Origin of the sequence: Luethyella okanaganae (genome assembly GCF_042660285.1) — a bacterium.
Lineage (GTDB): Bacteria > Actinomycetota > Actinomycetes > Actinomycetales > Microbacteriaceae > Luethyella > Luethyella okanaganae.
Genome location: NZ_JBHSTP010000002.1, coordinates 537220 through 556656, shown reverse-complemented (window position 1 = coordinate 556656; position 19437 = coordinate 537220). Strand labels below are relative to the sequence as shown.

General features: G+C 66.9%; 15 protein-coding genes. 5 read left to right on the top strand and 10 right to left on the bottom strand.

Going from position 1 to position 19437, the window contains the following annotated elements; genetic code table 11:
- Positions 1-11 precede the first annotated feature (11 nt).
- Positions 12-980, bottom strand: a complete 969-nt coding sequence (locus tag ACFQB0_RS10240) for an aldo/keto reductase (protein ID WP_386730964.1) — start codon at positions 978-980, stop codon at positions 12-14.
- Between the two features lie 332 nt (positions 981-1312).
- Here ACFQB0_RS10240 and ACFQB0_RS10235 point away from each other — a divergent pair, with 332 nt between their 5' ends.
- From ACFQB0_RS10235 to ACFQB0_RS10225, 3 genes are all read left to right on the top strand, one after another.
- Positions 1313-2212 (top strand): FadR/GntR family transcriptional regulator, encoded by a 900-nt coding sequence (locus ACFQB0_RS10235; RefSeq protein ID WP_386730962.1) that lies wholly within the window; start codon positions 1313-1315, stop codon positions 2210-2212.
- Between the two features lie 71 nt (positions 2213-2283).
- Complete coding sequence (locus tag ACFQB0_RS10230) at positions 2284-3696, top strand: alpha-hydroxy acid oxidase (RefSeq protein WP_386730960.1); 1413 nt, start codon at positions 2284-2286, stop codon at positions 3694-3696.
- A gap of 338 nt (positions 3697-4034) precedes the next feature.
- Positions 4035-4703, top strand: coding sequence for a hypothetical protein (locus tag ACFQB0_RS10225; RefSeq protein ID WP_386730957.1), 669 nt, complete (start codon positions 4035-4037; stop codon positions 4701-4703).
- 169 nt (positions 4704-4872) lie between these two features.
- On the opposite strand, the gene ACFQB0_RS10220 is transcribed toward ACFQB0_RS10225, so the two are convergent.
- The 5 genes from ACFQB0_RS10220 to ACFQB0_RS10200 form a co-directional block, all read right to left on the bottom strand.
- On the bottom strand, positions 4873-7341 hold the full coding sequence (locus ACFQB0_RS10220; RefSeq protein ID WP_386730955.1) for a glycoside hydrolase family 3 protein: 2469 nt from the start codon (positions 7339-7341) through the stop codon (positions 4873-4875).
- Between the two features lie 208 nt (positions 7342-7549).
- Positions 7550-8725, bottom strand: coding sequence for a glycoside hydrolase family 1 protein (locus ACFQB0_RS10215; RefSeq protein ID WP_386730954.1), 1176 nt, complete (start codon positions 8723-8725; stop codon positions 7550-7552).
- Positions 8726-8746: 21 nt separating this feature from the next.
- Entirely contained in the window at positions 8747-9556 is an 810-nt protein-coding gene (locus ACFQB0_RS10210; RefSeq protein ID WP_386730951.1) for a carbohydrate ABC transporter permease, read from the bottom strand.
- Between the two features lie 5 nt (positions 9557-9561).
- Positions 9562-10488 (bottom strand): carbohydrate ABC transporter permease, encoded by a 927-nt coding sequence (locus tag ACFQB0_RS10205; RefSeq protein ID WP_386730949.1) that lies wholly within the window; start codon positions 10486-10488, stop codon positions 9562-9564.
- Between the two features lie 3 nt (positions 10489-10491).
- Entirely contained in the window at positions 10492-11766 is a 1275-nt protein-coding gene (locus tag ACFQB0_RS10200; RefSeq protein WP_386730947.1) for a sugar ABC transporter substrate-binding protein, read from the bottom strand.
- Positions 11767-11947: 181 nt separating this feature from the next.
- Here ACFQB0_RS10200 and ACFQB0_RS10195 point away from each other — a divergent pair, with 181 nt between their 5' ends.
- Positions 11948-13489: a glucoamylase family protein gene (locus ACFQB0_RS10195; RefSeq protein WP_386730945.1), complete on the top strand. Its 1542-nt coding sequence runs from the start codon at positions 11948-11950 to the stop codon at positions 13487-13489.
- Between the two features lie 79 nt (positions 13490-13568).
- The gene (locus ACFQB0_RS10190) at positions 13569-14171 is read left to right on the top strand and encodes a TetR/AcrR family transcriptional regulator (RefSeq protein WP_386730943.1); all 603 of its coding nucleotides are present in this window, start codon (positions 13569-13571) and stop codon (positions 14169-14171) included.
- 66 nt (positions 14172-14237) lie between these two features.
- On the opposite strand, the gene ACFQB0_RS10185 is transcribed toward ACFQB0_RS10190, so the two are convergent.
- From ACFQB0_RS10185 to ddaH, 4 genes are all read right to left on the bottom strand, one after another.
- Positions 14238-15005, bottom strand: coding sequence for a polyprenol monophosphomannose synthase (locus tag ACFQB0_RS10185; protein WP_386730941.1), 768 nt, complete (start codon positions 15003-15005; stop codon positions 14238-14240).
- The gene (locus ACFQB0_RS10180) at positions 15002-16606 is read right to left on the bottom strand and encodes a glycosyltransferase family 39 protein (protein WP_386730938.1); all 1605 of its coding nucleotides are present in this window, start codon (positions 16604-16606) and stop codon (positions 15002-15004) included. The genes ACFQB0_RS10185 and ACFQB0_RS10180 overlap by 4 nt, the downstream gene beginning before the upstream one ends.
- 323 nt (positions 16607-16929) lie before the next feature.
- Complete coding sequence (gene rocD, locus ACFQB0_RS10175) at positions 16930-18213, bottom strand: ornithine--oxo-acid transaminase (protein WP_386730935.1); 1284 nt, start codon at positions 18211-18213, stop codon at positions 16930-16932.
- A gap of 158 nt (positions 18214-18371) precedes the next feature.
- Complete coding sequence (gene ddaH / locus ACFQB0_RS10170) at positions 18372-19232, bottom strand: dimethylargininase (RefSeq protein WP_386730933.1); 861 nt, start codon at positions 19230-19232, stop codon at positions 18372-18374.
- Positions 19233-19437 lie beyond the last annotated feature (205 nt).

Sequence of the window (19437 nt, the reverse complement as noted above, 5' to 3'; positions counted from 1 at the left end):
GGCATAGAGGATCAGGCTGTCGAGGCCGTCGAGAGGGCAGCAAGTTCGTCTGCGCTCAGCTCGAGCGCGGCCGAGGCGACGAGGTCTGGCAGCTGCTCGACCGTGCGCGCGCTCGCGATCGGAGCCACGACCGTCCGCTGCTGACGCAACCAGGCGAGCGACACGCTCGCGACCGAGGCGTCGTGCGCCACGGCAACCGCATCGAGGGCTGCGAGCACGCGGCGTCCGCGCTCATCGAGGTATTCACGAGCGGCGCCGGCACGCGGGCTCTCATCGGCTGCGACGGCATCATCGCGGTACTTGCCCGCGAGAAAACCCTTCGCGAGCGAGAAATAGGGAAAGACCGCGAGGTTCTCTCGCTCGGCACGCTCCAGCAACCCGCCCTCGAAACCACGCTCGACGAGGTTGTAGTGCGGCTGCAAGGCCACCGCCCGACGAAGGCCGTTCTCGGCGGTCACCCGGAACCACTCGTCGACGCGTTCCGGCGCATAGTTCGAGAGCGCGATGTAACGCACCTTGCCCGTATCGACCAGTTCGGACAGAGCACCGATCGTCTCGGCTAGCGGCACCGAGGCGTCGTCGAAGTGCGCGTAGTAGAGGTCGATGCGATCGGTCTGCAGGCGTCGCAGCGAGGCATCCGCTGCGGCGCGGACGTTGTCGGCCGACAGACCCGGGAACTCGGGATGGGTGCTGACCTTGGTGGCGATCACGATGTCGTCGCGGTTGCCCCGGGCGGCCGTCCACCGGCCGATGATGGTCTCGCTCTCCCCTCCGCCATTGCCCGACACCCAGTGCGAGTATCCGTCGGCGGTGTCGATGAGATTTCCGCCTGCCGCGCTGAAGGCGTCGAGCACGTCGAAGGAATGGTCCTCGTCGGCGGTCCAACCGAAGACATTGCCGCCGAGGGCGAGCGGAAAGACCTCCAGCTCCGAATCGCCGATACGACTGCGCACATCGATCACACTCTCAGCGCCGGTCATGCGGTCGACCCTCTCTTCTCAGCATCGGTCACGCGGCCAACCCCTCTCTCCATCGGTCAGTGAGCACTATCGATAGCCAACGAACATCACACGAAGGTATTCCCGCCCCGACATCCTGAACCACGATACTGGGCCGCGATACTGAGCCGCGAGGTGACTGCGACCGCTGCCGCCGACGTTCCAGGCGAGCGGTCGAGGTCATCTCGGCGGCGAGCGGAGGCCTGCTGGGGTGCCTGCTGGGGTGCCTGCAAGGGGGCTTGCAAGGGGGGGCGCGCGCGGTCGGATCGGGTGTACCATGTGGTCTGACCACATTCTGGATGCGAGGAGGCCCCATGATCGAGCGTCGCGCGTGGCAGCATGTGCTCGCACACATCGAGAGCGCCCTGCTCGACGGCACCCTGCGCCCGGGCGACCACCTGCCGCCCGAACGCGCTCTCGCCACCGAACTCGATGTCGGCCGTTCGAGTGTGCGCGAGGCCATCCGCGTGCTCGAGGTACTCGGGCTCGTGCGCACCCAGACCGGCTCGGGGCCGACGGCCGGCGCGATCATCACGGCGACTCCTCGCGGCGGGATGTCAGCCCTCATGCGGCTACAGGTGGCCGCCCGGGGCTTTCCTGTCGCCGATGTCGTCAAGACCCGTCTCGTTCTGGAGGCCGCGGTCGCCGCCGAGCTCGCCGAGAACCCGCGGAGTCTCGACGACGCCGTCGGCCTTCTCGACGCGATGGATGATCCCGCCCTCGCCCCAGCCGACTTCCTCGCCCTCGACGCTCGCTTCCACCTGGCGCTCGCCGAGGCATCCGGAAATCAGGTGGTGACCGCGACGATGGCGGGCCTCCGCGAGGCCATCGAGAGCTATGTGCTCGCCGGCGTGAGCAGCCTCGCAGACTGGGCCGCCGTGGCTCAACGCCTGCGCGAGGAGCATCGCGACATCGTCTCAGCGATCGCAGCACGGGACGCTGCGCTCTCTCGCAGCCGTATCCACGACCACATCTCCCGCTACTACGCCGAGACCCGTTTCGAGACCGAGCCTCGGTCGGCGATCGCTGCGCCAGGTGGCCAGGCAGCGCGGATATCGCCGTCACCCGCCCCGGCCATCCCGCCCCTCTCGTCTGCCCTAGCCACCCCGACTACTCCGCTCACCCCGTCTGCCCGGCAGACTCCGCCGACCCCGCACGCCCCACCGGCTACCGAGTCGCCACGTCTCACGAGCGCGTCAGTGCGTGATCGGTGAATTGCGGCGACTCGGCGTCCACGTCCGTTCAACAGATGAGCCCGTTCAACAGATAAGAAAGCATGAGACCCATGGTTCAGAGACGATTCCCCAAACCCCGCGACCTCGCACCGCTCATGCGCTTCAAGGCACCGGAGCTCAACGCCAAGAAGCGCCGACTCGACGCGGCGCTCACCGTCTACGACCTGCGCGAGATCGCCAAGAAACGCACCCCGAAGGCCGCCTTCGACTACACGGAGGGCGCCGCGGAGGCTGAGATCTCGCTCGCCCGTGCCCGGCAGGCATTCGAGGACATCGAGTTCCATCCGTCGATCCTGCGGGACGTCTCAGAGGTCGACACCTCGAGCCAGGTGCTCGGCGCCCCGGTCTCCCTGCCGTTCGGTATCGCGCCGACCGGCTTCACGCGCATGATGCAGACAGAGGGCGAGATCGCGGGTGCGAGCGCGGCGGGCGCAGCCGGCATCCCGTTCTCCCTCTCCACCATGGGAACGACCTCGATCGAAGACGTGAAGGCAGCGAACCCGGATGGTCGCAACTGGTTCCAGCTCTACATGTGGAAGGATCGGGACCGCTCGATGACGCTCGTCGATCGTGCGGCGAAAGCCGGGTTCGACACGTTGCTCGTCACGGTCGACGTTCCCGTCGCGGGCGCCCGTCTGCGCGACAAGCGAAACGGCATGTCGATTCCTCCCGCGCTGACCCCGAAGACCGTGATCAACGCCATCCCCCGCCCCTGGTGGTGGATCGACTTCCTCACCACCGAACCGCTCGCCTTCGCGTCACTCGACCGGTGGAGCGGAACCGTCGCCGAACTGCTCGACACGATGTTCGACCCGACGGTCGACTTCGACGACCTGAAGTGGATCAAAGAGCAGTGGCCGGGCACGATCGTGGTCAAGGGCGTGCAGAATGTCGCCGACGCCAAGCGCCTCGTCGACCTCGGCGTCGACGGCATCACCCTCTCCAACCACGGCGGCCGCCAGCTCGACCGCGCTCCGATCCCGTTCCACCTGCTGCCGGAGGTCGTGCGCGAGGTCGGAGCGCACACCGAGGTGCATCTCGACACGGGAATCATGTCCGGCGCGGATGTCGTCGCCTCCCTCGCGCTCGGCGCGAAGTTCACCATGATCGGACGCGCCTACCTCTATGGGCTCATGGCCGGCGGACGCGAGGGGGTCGACCGCACGATCGAGATCCTCGGCGACCAGGTCGTGCGCACCATGAAGCTCCTCGGCGTGCGCTCGCTCGACGAACTGGAACCTCGTCACGTCACTCAGCTCGCCCGGCTCACCCCGATCGCTCGACCGCTCGTGGCGGCGGCCGAGAAACCTCCTGCACCGAAGGTCGTCAGGCCGCCGCGCACGACACTGGCGAGGGGTGCCGGGGCTGGTGCTGGTGCCGGGGCTGGTGCTGAATCAACGCAGACCACGAAGCGCGCCACCGCAGGACCCTCGGCGCGCAAGAAGCCAGCGCAGAAGTCGTAGCATCCCCCACCTCCCCCCTCTCCACCCTCCCCTCCCTCCCCTCCCCGAGACTGCGTGAATCGTCGAAAAGAGCCCTCTTTTCGACGATTCACGCAGTCTCGGGGAAGGGGGAGGGAGGACAGGTGGACAGGTGGACAGGTGGGAAGAATGTGTGCTCAAGCTGTGCGTTCTCCAAGGTTGCTGGCTCCCTCTCTTTCGCGGGGAGACGATCAGTGACGTGAATCCCCCGTGAGGGGGTGGGAGCGCAACCATAACCCCCCGCATCCGGAACACCAGATCGGCGACCGAGTCAGTGCTCGGCCTGCCCAGGCTCCCCCGGATGATGAGAAAGGTTGACGATGAAGACGACGACAACGATGTGGACTGCGCTCGTGACCGCAGTGGTGCTCGTGGCCGGAGTCGCCGGAGTGGTCTCCCCCGCGTCGGCGAATGCGAGCATTCCCGGTCCGACCGATGCGACGGCTACACCCCTGACAGGGACACAGCTCTCGGAACTCAGGCAAGCCAAAGGGCAGTGGGATCTCGTGCGGCCGGCGATCTCTTACGACAGCACGGGCGAACCTCACCTCGACGGCGCACTCGCACTCGAGCTCGGCACGAATCCAGACACCGTTCGGCAGTTCGCCACCGGGATCGTCGCGGCGGGCGGAACCGTGAGCGATGTGACAACCGATGCTGCGGCCGTCGCGGCGGCGCAGAACACTCTCACGAAAATCAGGAGCTGCTCCGGCTCCAACGACGAGGTCCTGCGATGGTTCGGCTACGACTTCATGATCGACTCCTGCACCACGCACGAGGTCATCGACGCGCTCGCAACCGGCGCGAGCGCCGCAGAGTTGCTGGCGATCCTCGGAACATTGTTAGGATTCGGCGGATCCTACGCCGCCCTCGTCGGCGGCGTTCTCGCCCTGGGATCGAACATGCTGAGGTACTGCGCTGAGGACGGAACGGGCACCGTCATCCACGTCAGCTGGTCCGGCATCCCCTGGTGCACGGCGCAAGACTGAGGTGAGCCGGACGAACGTCCGGCCGCCCCGTGGCAGCGTGTCGATCGCGATCTACGAACCCGGTTGCAGCCCAGTTGGGCGGCCGGCGACACAATGCGCTCGTGGCATTCAGATGACCGGGATGGTCGGCACCCCGTGCCGACGATCCCGGTCAGGTGAACGGATCGGCTCAAGCAGTCGACTTCTCGGCGTTCGCGACGAGCTCGACGCTCAGCCCGTGCCCGAGCTCGGCGACGCTCGTTCCGACGCGCAGGATGAAGACGCCCGATTCGTACTGCCAGCCGTCCTGCCAGTAGGCGAAGGCACGCGCCGCAACAGGGATCGTGACCACGGACGCCGCCCCGGCCTCGACCGTGACCGGCGCGAATCCGACGAGCCAGCGCACCGGGCGGTCGACCGTTGAGTCGGCGCGCTCGGCATACACCTGCACGACCTGCTTGCCCGCACGATCGCCCGTGTTGGTGACGGATGCCGTCACCTCGACCGATCCGTCGGGTGCGACGGTGCCGTCGGCGGTGACATCCGCGATCCGCCACGTTGTATAGCCGAGACCGTGACCGAAGGGATACGCCGGTTCGGTTCCGGCCTTGAGCCAAGCGCGGTAGCCGATGTGGATGCCCTCCTCGTAGGGCACGACGCCGTCGACAGGGGTCACGTTGGCGACGGGCACGTCTTGCTCTCGGTCCGCCCAGGTCGTGGGCAGTCGACCGCCGGGTTCGCGGATGCCCAGCAGCACGTCGGCGAGCGCGTTGCCGAACTCCTGGCCGCCGAAGTAGCTGAACAGAACGGCCGACACCTTTCCGCGCCAGGGCAGCAGCACGGGCGAGCCCGAGTTGACCACGACGACCGTGCGCGGGTTCGCCGCGGCCACCGATCGCACGAGCTCGTCTTGACGCCCGGGCAACGCGAGCGAGGAGCGGTCGTATCCTTCGGACTCGACGCGCGAGTTGGTGCCGACGACGACGAGCGCGACATCCGCGGTTCGTGCGGCTGCGACGGCCTCGGCGATGAGCGCTTCGGGGTCGGAGTCGTCCGGTTCGAGGCCGAAGGTGAAGGCCATCGCGCTGGCGAGCGGGCCGACGCGCTCCTCGAGGCTGACCTCGACGCGCACGGCGATCGGCTTCCCGGTGGTCACGGCGATGGCGGCCGAGGCCGATGGAGGCGCCAGGAACGCGGCCCCCAGGTCGTCACCCTCCGGCAGGAGCGTCTGGTCGAGGACGAGCTCGTCGTCGACGAAGATCCTGGCGTGGCCGACGGAAGCGAAGCCGAGGAGGATCTCACCCGTGACCTCCGGTGTGTATCTCGTCGAGAGTTCGAGCACGTTCGCCTCGGAGATCGGGGCGTCGCCGCCGAACCAGACGAGCGCGGTCGAGCGACGGTTCTCGCCGAACAACTCGCCGCCGTTCGCGTCGAGGAAACGGGCGCGCACTCCAGGCTCGCCCGTGACCGGATTCACCGTGCGGTCGAGCGGCAACTCGGCGACGCCCTCCTGCACGACGGCGCCGACGGAGTACGACACGGGGATGCCCGGGAGTGCTTCGCGGATCCCATCGAGCGGCGAGACGACCTTCTCCGGCAGCACGGTCGCGCTTCCGCCCCCCTGGCTGCGAGCGAACTTCGCATTGTGGCCGATAACGGCCACGGATACGAGCTCGCCAGAGGACCAGGGCAGCTCGCCCTCGTTGCGCACGAGCACGGTGCCGGCCGCAGCGGCCTCGCGCGCGAACGCCACGCCGTCCTCCACGTTCACGGGCTCGGCCCGGACGGGCTCGAAGCCCTCGAGTGCCCCGACACGGGCAGCCAGTTCGAGGAGTCGCAGCACCTTGCGGTCGACCGACGCCTCGGCGACCTCGCCGGCGCGCACGGATGCGACGAGGGCGTCGCCCCACGGCCCCACCGGGCCGGGCATGACGAGATCTTGCGAGAAGTTCGCGCTCTCCACGGAACGGACGGCGGTCCAGTCGCTGATGACGACGCCGTCGAAGCCCCACTCGCTGTTGAGCGGGGCCTCGAGCAGCTCGTTCTCGGTCGCGGTCGCACCGTTGATCGTGTTGTAGGCGCTCATGACGAGCCAGGCATGGGCATCCGTGATCGCCTTCTCGAAGGCGGCCAGGTAGAGCTCGCGCAGCGCGCGTTCGCTCACCCGCACGTCGACCGTGAAACGGTCGGTCTCGAAGTCGTTGGCGATGTAGTGCTTAGGCGTCGCGCCGACGCCGTTGTCCTGCACTCCCCGCACATAGGCGGCAGCAAGATCGGCGGTGAGGAGGGGGTCTTCACTGAATGCCTCGAAGTGGCGTCCGCCATAGGGCGATCGATGCAGGTTGATGGTCGGGCCGAGCACCACGTCGACGCCCTTGCGACGGGCCTCAACGGCTGATGCTGCCCCATAGCGGTAGGCGATCGCCGGGTCCCAGGCCGAGGAGAGCGCCGTGGCCGACGGCAGGTTGAGCGAAGGGTCGCGTTCGTCCCAGGTCTCGCCGCGCACGCCGCTCGGGCCATCGGAGACGAGGATGCGGCGCAAGCCGATCTTGTCCATCGGCCAAGTGGTCCAGAAATCGCGACCGGTGAGCAGGTGCACCTTCTCCTCCAGGCTCAACTGCGCAAGTAGCGCCTTCAGTCGATCGATGTCGCTCAACATGTCCTCCGCGAAACAGGGATGGCCGCCATCGTTGGCGGTCCGCTGCCACCATAACACTCAAAACCAAACGTCGCTAGGTTTTCAAGCGGAGCCGACTGCCGCATCAGAGACGTCGCCAAGCGAGTCCCCGCGAGACTGCGTGAATCGTAGGATAAAGGGCTCTTTTCGACGATTCACGCAGTCTCGCGGAACCTGGGGAGCTTCGCAGTCAGCTGCCGGGCAACCGGTTTGCCCGAGCCACCCCGCCCAGCCAAGCGAGACTCGGCTTGGGATGGCGCTCGAACGTCTCCCGATCCCAGGCGATGAGCCCGAAGGTCGGGCGAAAGCTCCCCCACTCGTAGTTGTCGAGGGCGCTCCAATGCAGGTAGCCACGCACGTCGATCCCGTCGGCCATGGTTCGAGCCACGGCCTCGAGCGCACCCAAGGTGTAGTCGATTCGGCGCGCATCGTCCGCGGTCGCGATCCCGTTCTCGGTGACATACACCGGTACGCCCGGCGCATGCACCCAGGAGTTGCGGATGCCGTACTCGATCGCCGACGGATAGTACTCCCAGCCCGTCAGCGTGAGCTCGGTCCCCTCTGCGATCGGCAACGGCCCGCGCGGCCCGACCTTCGTTCGCGTATACGCCTGAACGCCCACCCAGTCGTCGTTCGCAGCCGCCTGCAGAAACAGGTCCTCGCGGGACCACGAGAACTCGCGCGCGAACCCTTCGCTTCCCGGCTCCGGCTGGAATGCCTGCGTGGCAACGGACCAGCCGGCGCTTTTGCCAGCGCCGCGCACGATGTCAACCGCATGTTCGTGCGCCCGCACGAGGTTATCCGCGACGACGGGATCCGCCGGGGGCATCCGTCCCGCGAGGAACTCGTCGTGCGCGCTCGCATGGGCGAGCACCGCCACCATGTTGGGCTCGTTGATGGTGCACACGAGTTCCACTTCGTCGAGCACGGGCAGCGTCGCCTCCACGTAGCGGGCGAAAGCGTCGACGGACGCGGCATCGCGCCACCCGATGCCGGCATCGAACCAGCGCGGCACGGTGAAGTGGTGCAGTGTCACCATCGGCTCGAGACCGAGCTCACGGGCGGTGTCGACCATGCGCCGGTAATGATCGAGTTCGGCTCTCGACACGAAACCCTGCTCCGGCTCGATGCGCGCCCACTCGATGCTGAATCGATAGCTCGTGAGCCCGGCATCCGCGAGCAAGCGCATGTCTTCGCGATAGCGGTGATAGCTGTCGGCGGCGTCTCCGCTCGGTTCCTCGATGCGATCGACGCGATCGATGTCATGCTCGCGCAGCCACCAGTCGCTGTTCACATTGTTGCCCTCGATCTGGTGTGCCGCGGTCGCGGCGCCCCAGAGGAAGCCGGTGGGGAATCGCTTGGTCATGTGCCTGCTTTCTCTGTGGTTCTATTTGATGCCGGTCACGGCGATGCCCTGCACGAAGTACCGTTGCAGCACGACGAAGACGAGCAGTACCGGCACGACGACGATCACGGCGCCGGCCATCATGAGGCCGTACTGGGTGGCGTTCTGCCCGACCGAATAGAGGGCGAGCGCGACCGGCAGGGTGTACATGTTCTCGGAGGTGGCCACCACCATCGGCCACAGGAAGTTGTTCCATGAGCCGAGGAAGGTGAGGATCGTGAGCGTCGCGACGGCCGGTCCGCAGAGCGGCATGATGACGCGGGTGAAGATACGCCACTCGCTCGCGCCGTCGAGTCGTGCCGCTTCGATGAGCTCGTCGGGCAGGCTCATGATGAACTGCCGCATGAGGAACACCCCGAGGGGCGCGATGAGGAACGGCAGCACGAGTCCCGGATAGGAGTTGACGAGTCCGAGGTTGCTCACGAGCACGAACAACGGCACGAAGGTGACCACCCCTGGCACCATGAGCGTGCCGATCACCACCCCGAACAACAGCCTTTTGCCGCCGAACTGCAGTTTGGCGAGCGCATAGCCCACCATCGACGAGAACACGATGTTGCCGACCGTGACGAGCACGGCGACGACCACGCTGTTCGTGAAGAAGGTCGTGAAGTCGAGGCGCCCGAAAAGCTGCGTGTAGTTGTCGAGCGTGGGGTTCTCGGGCAGGAAGGTGATGGGCCGCTGCCGGATCTCGGCATTGGTCTTGAACGAGCCGAGGATCATCCACACGAAGGGGAAGACCATGGCGATCATCCCGACCGCGAGCACGATGTAGAGCCAGGGTTTGCGCATCGGGCTCAGTCCTTTCTGCGCAGCAGCCGGAACTGCAGGAGGGTCAGCAGCACGATCACGAGGAAGAGCACGTAGCTCGAGGCCGCCGCGTAGGCGTAGTTGCCGAAGCCGAATTGGTTGAACGTGAAGAACGCGCTCGACAGGGTGCTGTCGAGGGGTCCGCCGCGAGTCATCACGAAAGGCTCTTCGAAGAACTGCAGGAATCCGATGCCGGTGATGACGGCAGCAAAGAGCATCGCGGGCCGCAACTCCGGCAGCGTCACGTAGCGGAAACGCGCCAGCACGCCGGCGCCGTCGACCATCGCCGCCTCGTGCTGTTCGCGGGGGACGCCCTGCAGCGCGGCGAGGAAGATCACCATGAGCGTTCCAATGTTGCGCCACACCGCCATGAGGATGAGCGACGGCATCGCCCAGCCCGTGCTCTGCAACCAGTCGGGACCCTGGACTCCGAACCAGCCGAGGAAGACGTTGAGCAGGCCGTCCGGCTGCAGGATGAAGCGCCAGACGATGGCGATCGCGACGATGCTCGTGACGACGGGAGCGTAGTAGCCGACCCGGAAGACCGTGCGAAAGCGCGTGATCCCCGTGTTGAGGGCGAGCGCCAGCAGAAGAGCCAGGCCCATGGTCAGCGGAACGCCGAACACCACGAACACCACGGTGTTCTGCAGCGCACGCAGGAACTTCTGATCGGTAAACAGCGTCACGTAGTTCTCGAAGCCAACGAAGTCCACCGCGAGAGGATTCCGCAGGTCCCGGGTCGTCATGTCGGTGAAGCTCATCAGGAGCGACGACACGATGGGTCCCGCCAGGAACACGAGGAACAACACGACGAAGGGTGCGGCGAAGCCCCATGCGATCAGCGTCTGCCGACGGTGGCGCGCGGCGGGGCTGTAGGCCCCGCCGGAACGCCGCACCGGCGCGGATACGCTCATGCCCTACTTGCCCGTCCCGATGGTCTTAGCCTGAGACTGGATCCCCGAGAGCGCATCGCCGACGGGCTGGGATCCGCGAGTCACCTTCTCGAGCTCGCTGTCGATCACGCTCGAGACCTGCGCCCAGGTCGGGATGGCCGGCGGCGCCTTGGAGTCCTTCAGCTGCTCCCCGAACACGCTGAGATAGGGGTCGTCGGCAAAGGTCGGATCCTGCCAGGCCTTCTGCACGCTCGGCAGGTCGGTCGAGATGTCGTACCACTTCACCTGGGTGTCGGGTTCGCTCAGCCAGCGCACGAACTTCCACGCGGCGTCACGGTTCTCCGAGTCCTCGAAGACGGCGAGGTTTCCACCACCCGTGAACGAGGTACGCGTCGCGTCACCCGGCACCTCGGCGACGGCGAACTTGTCGGCGAAGTCCTCGCCGCCCTGTTCGCGCAGCAGACTCACGTGGAACGGGCCGGAGAAGAACGCGCCGACCTCACCAGAGATGAACTTCTGCTCGATCTCACCGCCTTCGAGACGCACAGGCTCTGAAAGGCCCTCGGCGAAGAAGCTGTTGTAGTACTCGAACGCTCTCCTCCACTCGGGCGAGTCGAGCACGAAGGTCTTGCCGTCGTCGCTCAGGATGTCGCCGCCGGCCTGCCAGGCGAACGGGGTGACATACTGCCAGGAGTCGAAGCCTCCTGGCATGAGCGAGAGGCCTGATGTCGCGCCCTGCTGCTTCATCGCGGCAGCGAAGGTCTTGAGCTCCTCCCAGGTCGTCGGTGCCTCGAGTCCCGCGGCCGCGGCAAAGTCGGAGCGGTAGTAGAGCACCCGGGTGTCCACGTACCAGGGAACGCCGTAGGCGGTTCCGCCGACGACGGCCGTGTCCCAACTGCCATCGAAGAAGCTCTTCTCGTCTACGAGTCCTTTCGGCGTCGGCTCGAGCGCGCCGGTCGAGGCGAACTCGCCGACCCAGGTGGTCCCGAGCATCGAGACGTCTGGGGTCTGGCCGCCTGCGATGGCGGTGGCGATACGGTCGTGCGCGCTTTCCCACGGCACCGCGGTGACCGTGACCTTCGCGCCAGGGTTCTCCTTCTCGAAATCCGCGGCGAGGGCGTCGAGGACTTCTCCTTCGTTGCCCATCGCCCAGACGGTGATGTCGCCGCTCGCGGGCTTGTCGTCGATGGTGGCTCCCGCGGCCGCTTCGCCGCCACCCCCTCCGTCTCCGCGTCCGCAGCCGGTGAGCACGAGTGCGCCGGCCACGGCGATGATGCCGAGTGATCTCCATCGATTCATGTGCAGGCCTCCATTGGTCATGTCCAGACACCATAGCCTAAAAACCTTACGTATGAAAGGTATTCAGAGAACATCCCGGCAATTCCGAACACTGGAAGGGGTTCCCCTGAATACTAAACGAGTGTACGGTTTTTAACCCACACGGTTCCACCGGGGAGCCGCTTTCGATGAGGAGAGCAGCATGAAACACGTTCTGGCCACACTCGCGGTCGCGAGCCTCGTGCTCGGCGCCGCCGCCCCGGCGCAGGCTTCGCCGTCACACGGCAATACGCTCGAGCGCTATGCGCGCGACACCTGGGCCTCTCTCGACGCCATGACCGACCCGGCGACCGGACTCACGGCCGACAACATCGGCGGAGCGCTCGGCCCGGCGAGCCGCGCCGCCTACACCTCGCCCACCAACATCGGCGGCTACCTCTGGTCGACCGTGACCGCGCGCGACCTCGGCATCATCGCCGAAGACGACGCGCGCTCCCGCCTGACCAAGACGCTCGCTGCGCTGTCGGCCATCGAGAGGAACCCGGCGAGCGGCATGTTCTACAACTGGTACGACCCTGCGACGGGCGCGAAGCTCACGACGTGGCCCGACTCCGGCGACGAGGTCAAGCCGTTCCTCAGCACCGTCGACAACGGCTGGCTCGCCGCCGCGCTCCGCATCGTGCGCGCGGCCGAACCGAGCCTCGTCGCGGAAGCGGACGCGCTCTACGATTCGATGGACTTCGGTGCGTTCTTCGATCCCGTGCCGCCCGCGAACCTCCCGGCCGGCACCAACCGCGGTGGCTTCTGGGAGGCCGAACCCGGCGGATGCAGCGTACGGCACCCGAACTACAACGGCGTCGGCCCCGAGGTCTTCTACACCTGCCATCACTACGACACGACCGTGAGCGAAAGCCGCATCGCCACCTACCTGGGGATCTCGAACGGCAGCCTTCCACCGAGCGCGCTCTACGGCACCTTCCGCACCATGCCTGAGAGCTGCGACTGGGCCTGGCAGGAGCAGCGTCCGAGCGGCGTCGTGCGCGAGTACGACGGCATCCCCGTATACGAGGGCGTGTATTCCTATCGCGGCATGTCTTTCGTCCCGAGCTGGGGCGGCAGCATGTTCGAGTCTCTCATGCCCGATCTACTCGTGCCCGAAGCGGAGTGGGGTCCGCGCTCCTGGGGTCTCAACCATGCCATCACCGTAGCGGTGCAGAAGGCGCACGGGCTCGACGAGGCCGGCTACGGCTACTGGGGCTTCTCCCCCGCGAGCAACCCGTTCGGCGGCTACGCGGAATACGGCGTCGATCTCGCCGGCATCCGCTCGGACGGCTACCCCTCGGACCGCGAGGCAAGCAACGCAGATATCGACCGGCCGGGCTGCAGCACCGGCACCAACCCGACGCCGTCCTACGGCGACGGCGTGGTGACGCCACACGCGAGCTTCCTCGCCCTGCCCTACGACAGGAAAGGCGCGCTGAAGAATCTGTCCCGCATCGAGAAGAAGCTCGGCGGTTACGGTCCCGGTGGGTTCTACGACGCGATCGCCACGCGAAGCGGCACGGTCGCAGAGCGCTACCTCTCCCTCGACCAGTCGATGATCATGGCCGCGATCGGCAACGAGCTCAGCGACGACTCCCTCAAGCACTATTTCGTCGACGCGGAGATGGAGCAGCGGCTGCGGCCGCTCATCGAGGCCCAGGTGTTCGGCTCGAACTGGGGATCCGTCCGCCCACCTCGCTGAGGCCGAGGCGGACGGACGCCGGGGCGCCAAGACCTGACACCTGTCAGGTCTTGGCGCCCCACTGGGGTAGTGTCGTCGCATGAGCGGAACGGGGAGCCGGGGAAGCTACGCCAAAGGCCAGGCACGTCGCCAGCAGATCGTGGATGCCGCGCTCGTCGTGTTCGGTCGGAGCGGGTACCACAGCGGATCGCTCCGCGAGGTCGCGAAACGCGTCGGACTGACCCCGGCAGGCCTTCTGCACCATTTCGCGACCAAAGAGGAGCTCTTCACCGAGGTGCTCCGGCAGCGCGACGAGCGCGTGCGGGATGCCGCCGGCGATCCATCGGAGCATACGCTCATCGACCAGGCTCGCAAAGTGGTCGCCTACAACCAGACCACCCGAGGACTCACCTCGCTCTATGTGCTCGTCTCGGCGGAGGCCACCGACCCCGAGCATCCCGCGCACATGTACTTCACCGAGCGCTACTCGCGCTCGGCGCTGATCACGGCCGCAGTCCTGCGTGCGGCACAGGCCGACGGCGAGATCCGCCCCGACATCGATCCCGAGCATGCCGCCCGCCTCATCTCTGCGGTTATGGACGGTCTGCAGCAGCAGTGGCTGCTCGATGACGGCGTGGACATGAGCGCGACATTCGAAGAGTTCCTGCGCGGGTACCTGCTGCCGCCGCATCCGGCCGGCTGAGCAGGGCGCCACGGGCGAAAAAGACTGCGCCCGTCGTCGACCGAGTAACGACCGTCGACGACCGCGCTACCGCGAGACGGAGGAGCGTCCCCCCGAGCGCACACCGTCGGCGGCGATCGCCGTGCGGGCCTGCGAAGGCACGAGCCCCCACGTCGTCACCCGCAACATCGCCTCGACAACGATGCGACCGCTCATCTTCGACTCGCCATAGCGACGATCCTCGAAGCTGATCGGCACTTCGACGATGCTCAGCCCGGCCTGATGCGCGTGCCACAGCACGTCGATCTGGAAGCAGTACCCTGCGCTCTCGACCTCTTCGAGGCGGATGCGTCGGAGCGCGTCGGAGCGGAAGGCCCGAAACCCGCCGGTCACGTCGCGTTGCTCCAGTCCGAGCCACATGCGAGCGTAGCGGCTTCCCCCGCGCGAGAGCCATTCGCGGCGCTTGGGCCAGTTCAAGACCTGCCCACCACGCACCCAGCGCGAGCCGATGACCATCTCACTGTCGGAAAGGCCCGCCAGCAACTCGGGCAGATGCTCGGGGCGGTGCGAACCGTCGGCATCCATCTGCGCGATCCTGTCGTAGCCCGCCTTGAGCACCCGGTTGAAGGCGGCAAGGTAAGCGGCCCCGAGCCCCTCCTTGCCCGCGCGATGCATCACCTGCACCCGCGGATCCGCGAGAGCGAGCTCATCGGCGATGACTCCTGTGCCGTCTGGAGAGTTGTCGTCAACGACGAGCACATCGGCATCCGGCACAGCCGCTCGCACCCTCCCCACGATGCCAGCCAGATTCTCCCGTTCGTTGTACGTCGGAATAACGACGACCGTTCCACTCATAACCCACCCCTAGTCAGTTCATAAACGGTACTGCGATTCAACCAGATAGAGCCGTGCACTGTATAGCCGAGCTGAACGAGCGCCGACATCCCGAAGTCCGATGCACCCGACTCGACGAGCCAGACGCGATCCGTCATCGAGGGCAGAGCGGGCCAATCGGCCTCGGGATACACGCGATCCCAGAGCCGATCGGTCGAGTCGTACGGTGTCTGCAGCGCGACGTCGACGAGGCCGCCGAACGACTCGGGGTAGAGGTGCATGGCCAGACGTGGCCGCCGAGACGGCTTCGTCGACTCGTCGAAGATCACGCCGTCGCCCGGCTGTGCCTTCGCCTCGATCGTCGAAGCGAGCGCCGCCCAGTCGCTCCCCGCGTCCTTCGCGAAGGGAGCGCGCTGATCCAGATAGCTCGGGGCTGCGCCGGCAGCGATCCCGGCGATCACCAGCCAGGGCACCCAGCGGCGCCTCGGCAAGTCGAGCGTCCACCCGATGATCAAGGCCGCGGCCGGGGCGGCGAAGGAGAGGTAGCGGATCGTATAGCTCGGGGTGAGCGCGTTGAGGAGGAGAAGGAGGGCGCACGGCAGCACGAGCCAGGCGAGGCCGACCACGAGAGGGTGCGGTGCCACGGCATCCGCCCGCTCGAGCGCACGGAACCGCACGGCCTTCGATCCGCCGTGCAGCGAGCGTCGCCACAGTGCGAACGCCGCCACACCGACTCCGGCAGCGATGACGCTCCAGCACAGCGCGGCGAGCCACGCAGTGCTGAACCATTGGTCGACGAGCAGCAACTCGGCGTCCATCTGCCGCCGATCGCGCAGGAACGCGATCTGCTGCCGCTCGGTGATCGCGAGCACGATGACGGGGGCCGCGAGTGCGATCCCCGAGGCGGCCGCGAAGGCCCAGGCCCGCAGCATCCGATCCACGAACACCCGGCCACGCGGCGTGACCGACAACAGGATCACCGCGTGCACGACGACGATGAGAGCGAGGTAGAGGAAGACGTAGACGGATGCCGCGAGACCGACGGCGTAGCCTGCCCATGGCAGGACCCTGGTCTCGCGAGTGCGCATGAGCCCCACGAGGAGCACGGTCAGCCAGACCGCGCACGCCGCCGAGAGCGCGTAGCCTCGGGTCTCTGAGCCCATGAAGGTCACGCGCGGCAGCACGGCGCAGACGAGGCCGGCGAAGAGCGCGACGCGCGGGTTCGCGAGGCGCGCTGCGAGCACCACGAGACCGGCGACGGTGAACCCGACGGCAATGGCGCTCGGCAGGCGCACCGAGAACGGCGAGGCGCCGAAGGCATCGATCCAGAGGTGCATGACGACGTAATAGGCGCCGTGGACGGCATCGACGCGTGCCAGCATCGGCCACAACGAGTCCCATGAACGTGTGGCGGACATGACGCTCGCGGCCTCGTCGCCCCAGAACGACGGAATCCAGGATCCGAGGGCGGAGAGCACCGCCGCGAGCAGGCCGAGCGCGACGGCGGGCAGCGCAGGAGATCGCCCCAGCAACGCCGCGAAGACCCGATTCCCGCGCGAGGGCTCGACGAACGCAGACGACGCCTGCTGCACCGACGCAGGCGTCGGCATGGTGTCGAACACGGAGTCCCCTTGCGCTGTGATTGGATCGTTCCGGAACGGTCGACGAACCGCCGATGACCATGACAGCGTATCGACCTGAACGGAATCCGAACTGTCGGCGACGCGAAGCTGGGAATCCACTCAGTTATGCGGATGTGTGGGTGTATTCTTCGCGATCGGCGTCCTCGCGTCACCGCACACCCGACGTGAGCCGGAACTCGCATAGGCGGAGGCCTTCGCCATGAGCGGAGGCGCCTCCCGCACCATTCGGCCTCCGAAGCTGACGAAGGCCTCCCTTCCGGCGTCGCGGGTCGCGTTCCTGTGCCGGCTCGGGACCGCTTGAGCTACGTGCGGAGCGACGGGCCGCGATGCCGCGCCCGCCCGCCGAGTTCTCCGAGTTCTCCGAGCACGTCCCGCACCTGCTCGACGGCCCAGTCGAGGTCGCGCTCTGAGACGACGAGCGGCGGTGCGAGGCGGATGGTGGAGCCGTGCGTGTCCTTCGCGAGCAGCCCGCGCCGCACGAGCAGTTCGCACACCTCACGGCCGGTCGCGAGCGACGGGTCGATGTCGATCCCGGCCCAGAGCCCCGCTCCGCGCACCCCCACGACGCCATGCCCGACGAGTTGCCCGAGGCCGGCGTGCATGGCTTCGCCGAGCCTTCGCGCACGCCCCTGGTATTCGCCGGTGGCGAGCATCCGAACGACGGCGAGGCCGACGGCCGCGGCCAGCGGGTTGCCGCCGAAGGTGCTGCCGTGCTGGCCCGGCTGGATGACACCGAGCACGTCGCGGTCGCCGACGACCGCCGAGACCGGGACGATTCCGCCGCCGAGCGCCTTGCCGAGCAGGTACAAGTCGGGAACCACGCCGACGAGGTCGCACGCGAAGGTGGTGCCGGTGCGTCCGAGTCCCGACTGGATCTCGTCGGCGATGAGGAGCACGTCATGTCGCGCGGTGATCTCGCGTACGGCGGGAAGGTAACCGGGAGGCGGCACGAGGATACCCGCTTCGCCCTGGATCGGCTCGACGAGCACGGCCACGGTGTCGCCATCGATCGCCGCCTCGAGTGCCGCGGCGTCGCCGTAAGGGACCATGCGAAAGCCAGGTGTATACGGGCCGAAGTCGGCACGGGCATCCTGATCGTCGCTGAAGCTGATGATCGTCGTGGTGCGGCCGTGGAAGTTTCCGGCCATGACGATGATGTTGGCCCGTTCGGCGGCGACGCCCTTGACCCGGTAGCCCCACGCGCGCGCGACCTTGATGCCCGATTCGACCGCCTCGGCACCCGTGTTCATGGGCAGCACCATGTCTTTGCCCGCAAGGGCGGCGAGCTCGGTCACGAAAGGGCCGAGCCGGTCGTTGTGGAAGGCCCGGCTCGTGAGTGTGATGCGGTCGAGCTGGGCGCGCGCGGCGTCGAGGAGAACGGGGTTGGAGTGCCCGAAGTTCACCGCAGAGTAGGCGGCAAGACAGTCGAGGTAGCGGCGTCCGTCGATGTCGGTGACCCATGCGCCGTCACCGGATGCCACGACGACCGGCAACGGGTGGTAGTTATGCGCCGCATGCTCCTCTTCGAGGGCGATCGCTCGAGCCTGCGCGGGAGTCGCCGCAGTCTTCTCGTGCCCAGCGCTCATGATCGACCACCCTCTCCTATCCCTATCCGTTCTACACCTGGAGGCTGCCGCATCGCGAGGCAGCGACACCGTCGACGGCCCGGTGTCGTGGGCGTCGGTGGAGAGCCGTAGAACGGCGACGACGCCCACAGACGACGGTCAGGGCCTCCTCCAAGAACCTACCGCCGCAGTTCTAGGGTGCAGCACTTGACTCCTCCGCCGCCACGCAGCAGCTCTGAGAGGTCAACGCCGATGGGATTGTAGCCGCGCTCGCGTAGCTGGCGCTCGAAGTCCTTGGCACGCGCCGCGATCACGACGTTGTAGCCATCCGAGAAGGAATTGAGGCCGAGAACGGCGGCGTCCTCTTCGTTCACGATGATGGCGTCGGGGTGCCGCGCCCGCAGGATCTCGAGGCTCGGCTCGTCGAAGGCGCTCGGCAGGTAGGCTATGTGCTCCTGCCCTGTGGCACTGTCGAGCACGGCGACAGCGGTGTCGAGGTGGTAGAAGCTCGGGTTCACGAGGGTGAGCGTCACGACCTCGCGGCCGTAGATACGCGCGATCTCCTCGTGGCTCTTCGAGTCGCTGCGAAACCCGGTGCCGGCGAGGATCGTGTCGCCGACGAGCAGAAAGTCGCCTTCGCCCTCGTTGACATTCTCGGGCTCGGCCACGTCGAATCCGTTCTGGGCGAACCACTCCATGTAGGCGGACCCCTCCGGCTGGCGCTCCGGATGCGTGAAACTTGCGCCATAGGCGATTCCATCCACGACCATGCCGCCGTTGGCGGCGTAGACCATGTCGGGAAGGCCATCGACCGGGTCGATGAGCTGCACATCGAACCCGAGTCCGACATAGGTGTCGTAGAGCATCTCCCACTGGCGGACGGCGAGGTCGGTGTCGGTGGGCAGGGCAGGATCCATCCACGGGTTGATGCGGTACACGACCGTGAAGTGCTCGGGGCGGCACATGAGCACCGAGCGTGCGATCGGCACCCGCCCGGGAGCGGTCCGAGCTGCGGTGATTGGGTCAACGGTTACAGCCATAACGGTCTCCTTCACACGCGAGTCGCCCGATCCGGCCGACTCGATTCCGATAGGTGGTGGCGGACCAAGTCACTCCGACGAGCCTTGACCGCGACCGTTCGAGTCGGTCGCAGTTCAGACGCCGATCTCAGTCTCACACAAAGAATCATGATGATACCCGGTATTCGACGCAGTCTTCGTGCGTTTTTGTCAGAGACAAAGCAGT

What these genes read in the sequence shown, in the direction of transcription:
- ACFQB0_RS10225 (WP_386730957.1), top strand. Translation starts at nt 4,035, where the DNA reads ATGAAGACGACGACAACGATGTGGACTGCGCTCGTGACCGCAGTGGTG.
- ACFQB0_RS10205 (WP_386730949.1), bottom strand. Translation starts at nt 10,488, where the DNA reads ATGAGCGTATCCGCGCCGGTGCGGCGTTCCGGCGGGGCCTACAGCCCC.
- ACFQB0_RS10200 (WP_386730947.1), bottom strand. Translation starts at nt 11,766, where the DNA reads ATGAATCGATGGAGATCACTCGGCATCATCGCCGTGGCCGGCGCACTC.
- ACFQB0_RS10230 (WP_386730960.1), top strand. Translation starts at nt 2,284, where the DNA reads ATGGTTCAGAGACGATTCCCCAAACCCCGCGACCTCGCACCGCTCATG.
- ACFQB0_RS10235 (WP_386730962.1), top strand. Translation starts at nt 1,313, where the DNA reads ATGATCGAGCGTCGCGCGTGGCAGCATGTGCTCGCACACATCGAGAGC.
- ACFQB0_RS10240 (WP_386730964.1), bottom strand. Translation starts at nt 980, where the DNA reads ATGACCGGCGCTGAGAGTGTGATCGATGTGCGCAGTCGTATCGGCGAT.
- ddaH (WP_386730933.1), bottom strand. Translation starts at nt 19,232, where the DNA reads ATGGCTGTAACCGTTGACCCAATCACCGCAGCTCGGACCGCTCCCGGG.
- ACFQB0_RS10215 (WP_386730954.1), bottom strand. Translation starts at nt 8,725, where the DNA reads ATGACCAAGCGATTCCCCACCGGCTTCCTCTGGGGCGCCGCGACCGCG.
- ACFQB0_RS10220 (WP_386730955.1), bottom strand. Translation starts at nt 7,341, where the DNA reads ATGTTGAGCGACATCGATCGACTGAAGGCGCTACTTGCGCAGTTGAGC.
- ACFQB0_RS10185 (WP_386730941.1), bottom strand. Translation starts at nt 15,005, where the DNA reads ATGAGTGGAACGGTCGTCGTTATTCCGACGTACAACGAACGGGAGAAT.
- ACFQB0_RS10190 (WP_386730943.1), top strand. Translation starts at nt 13,569, where the DNA reads ATGAGCGGAACGGGGAGCCGGGGAAGCTACGCCAAAGGCCAGGCACGT.
- ACFQB0_RS10195 (WP_386730945.1), top strand. Translation starts at nt 11,948, where the DNA reads ATGAAACACGTTCTGGCCACACTCGCGGTCGCGAGCCTCGTGCTCGGC.
- ACFQB0_RS10210 (WP_386730951.1), bottom strand. Translation starts at nt 9,556, where the DNA reads ATGCGCAAACCCTGGCTCTACATCGTGCTCGCGGTCGGGATGATCGCC.
- rocD (WP_386730935.1), bottom strand. Translation starts at nt 18,213, where the DNA reads ATGAGCGCTGGGCACGAGAAGACTGCGGCGACTCCCGCGCAGGCTCGA.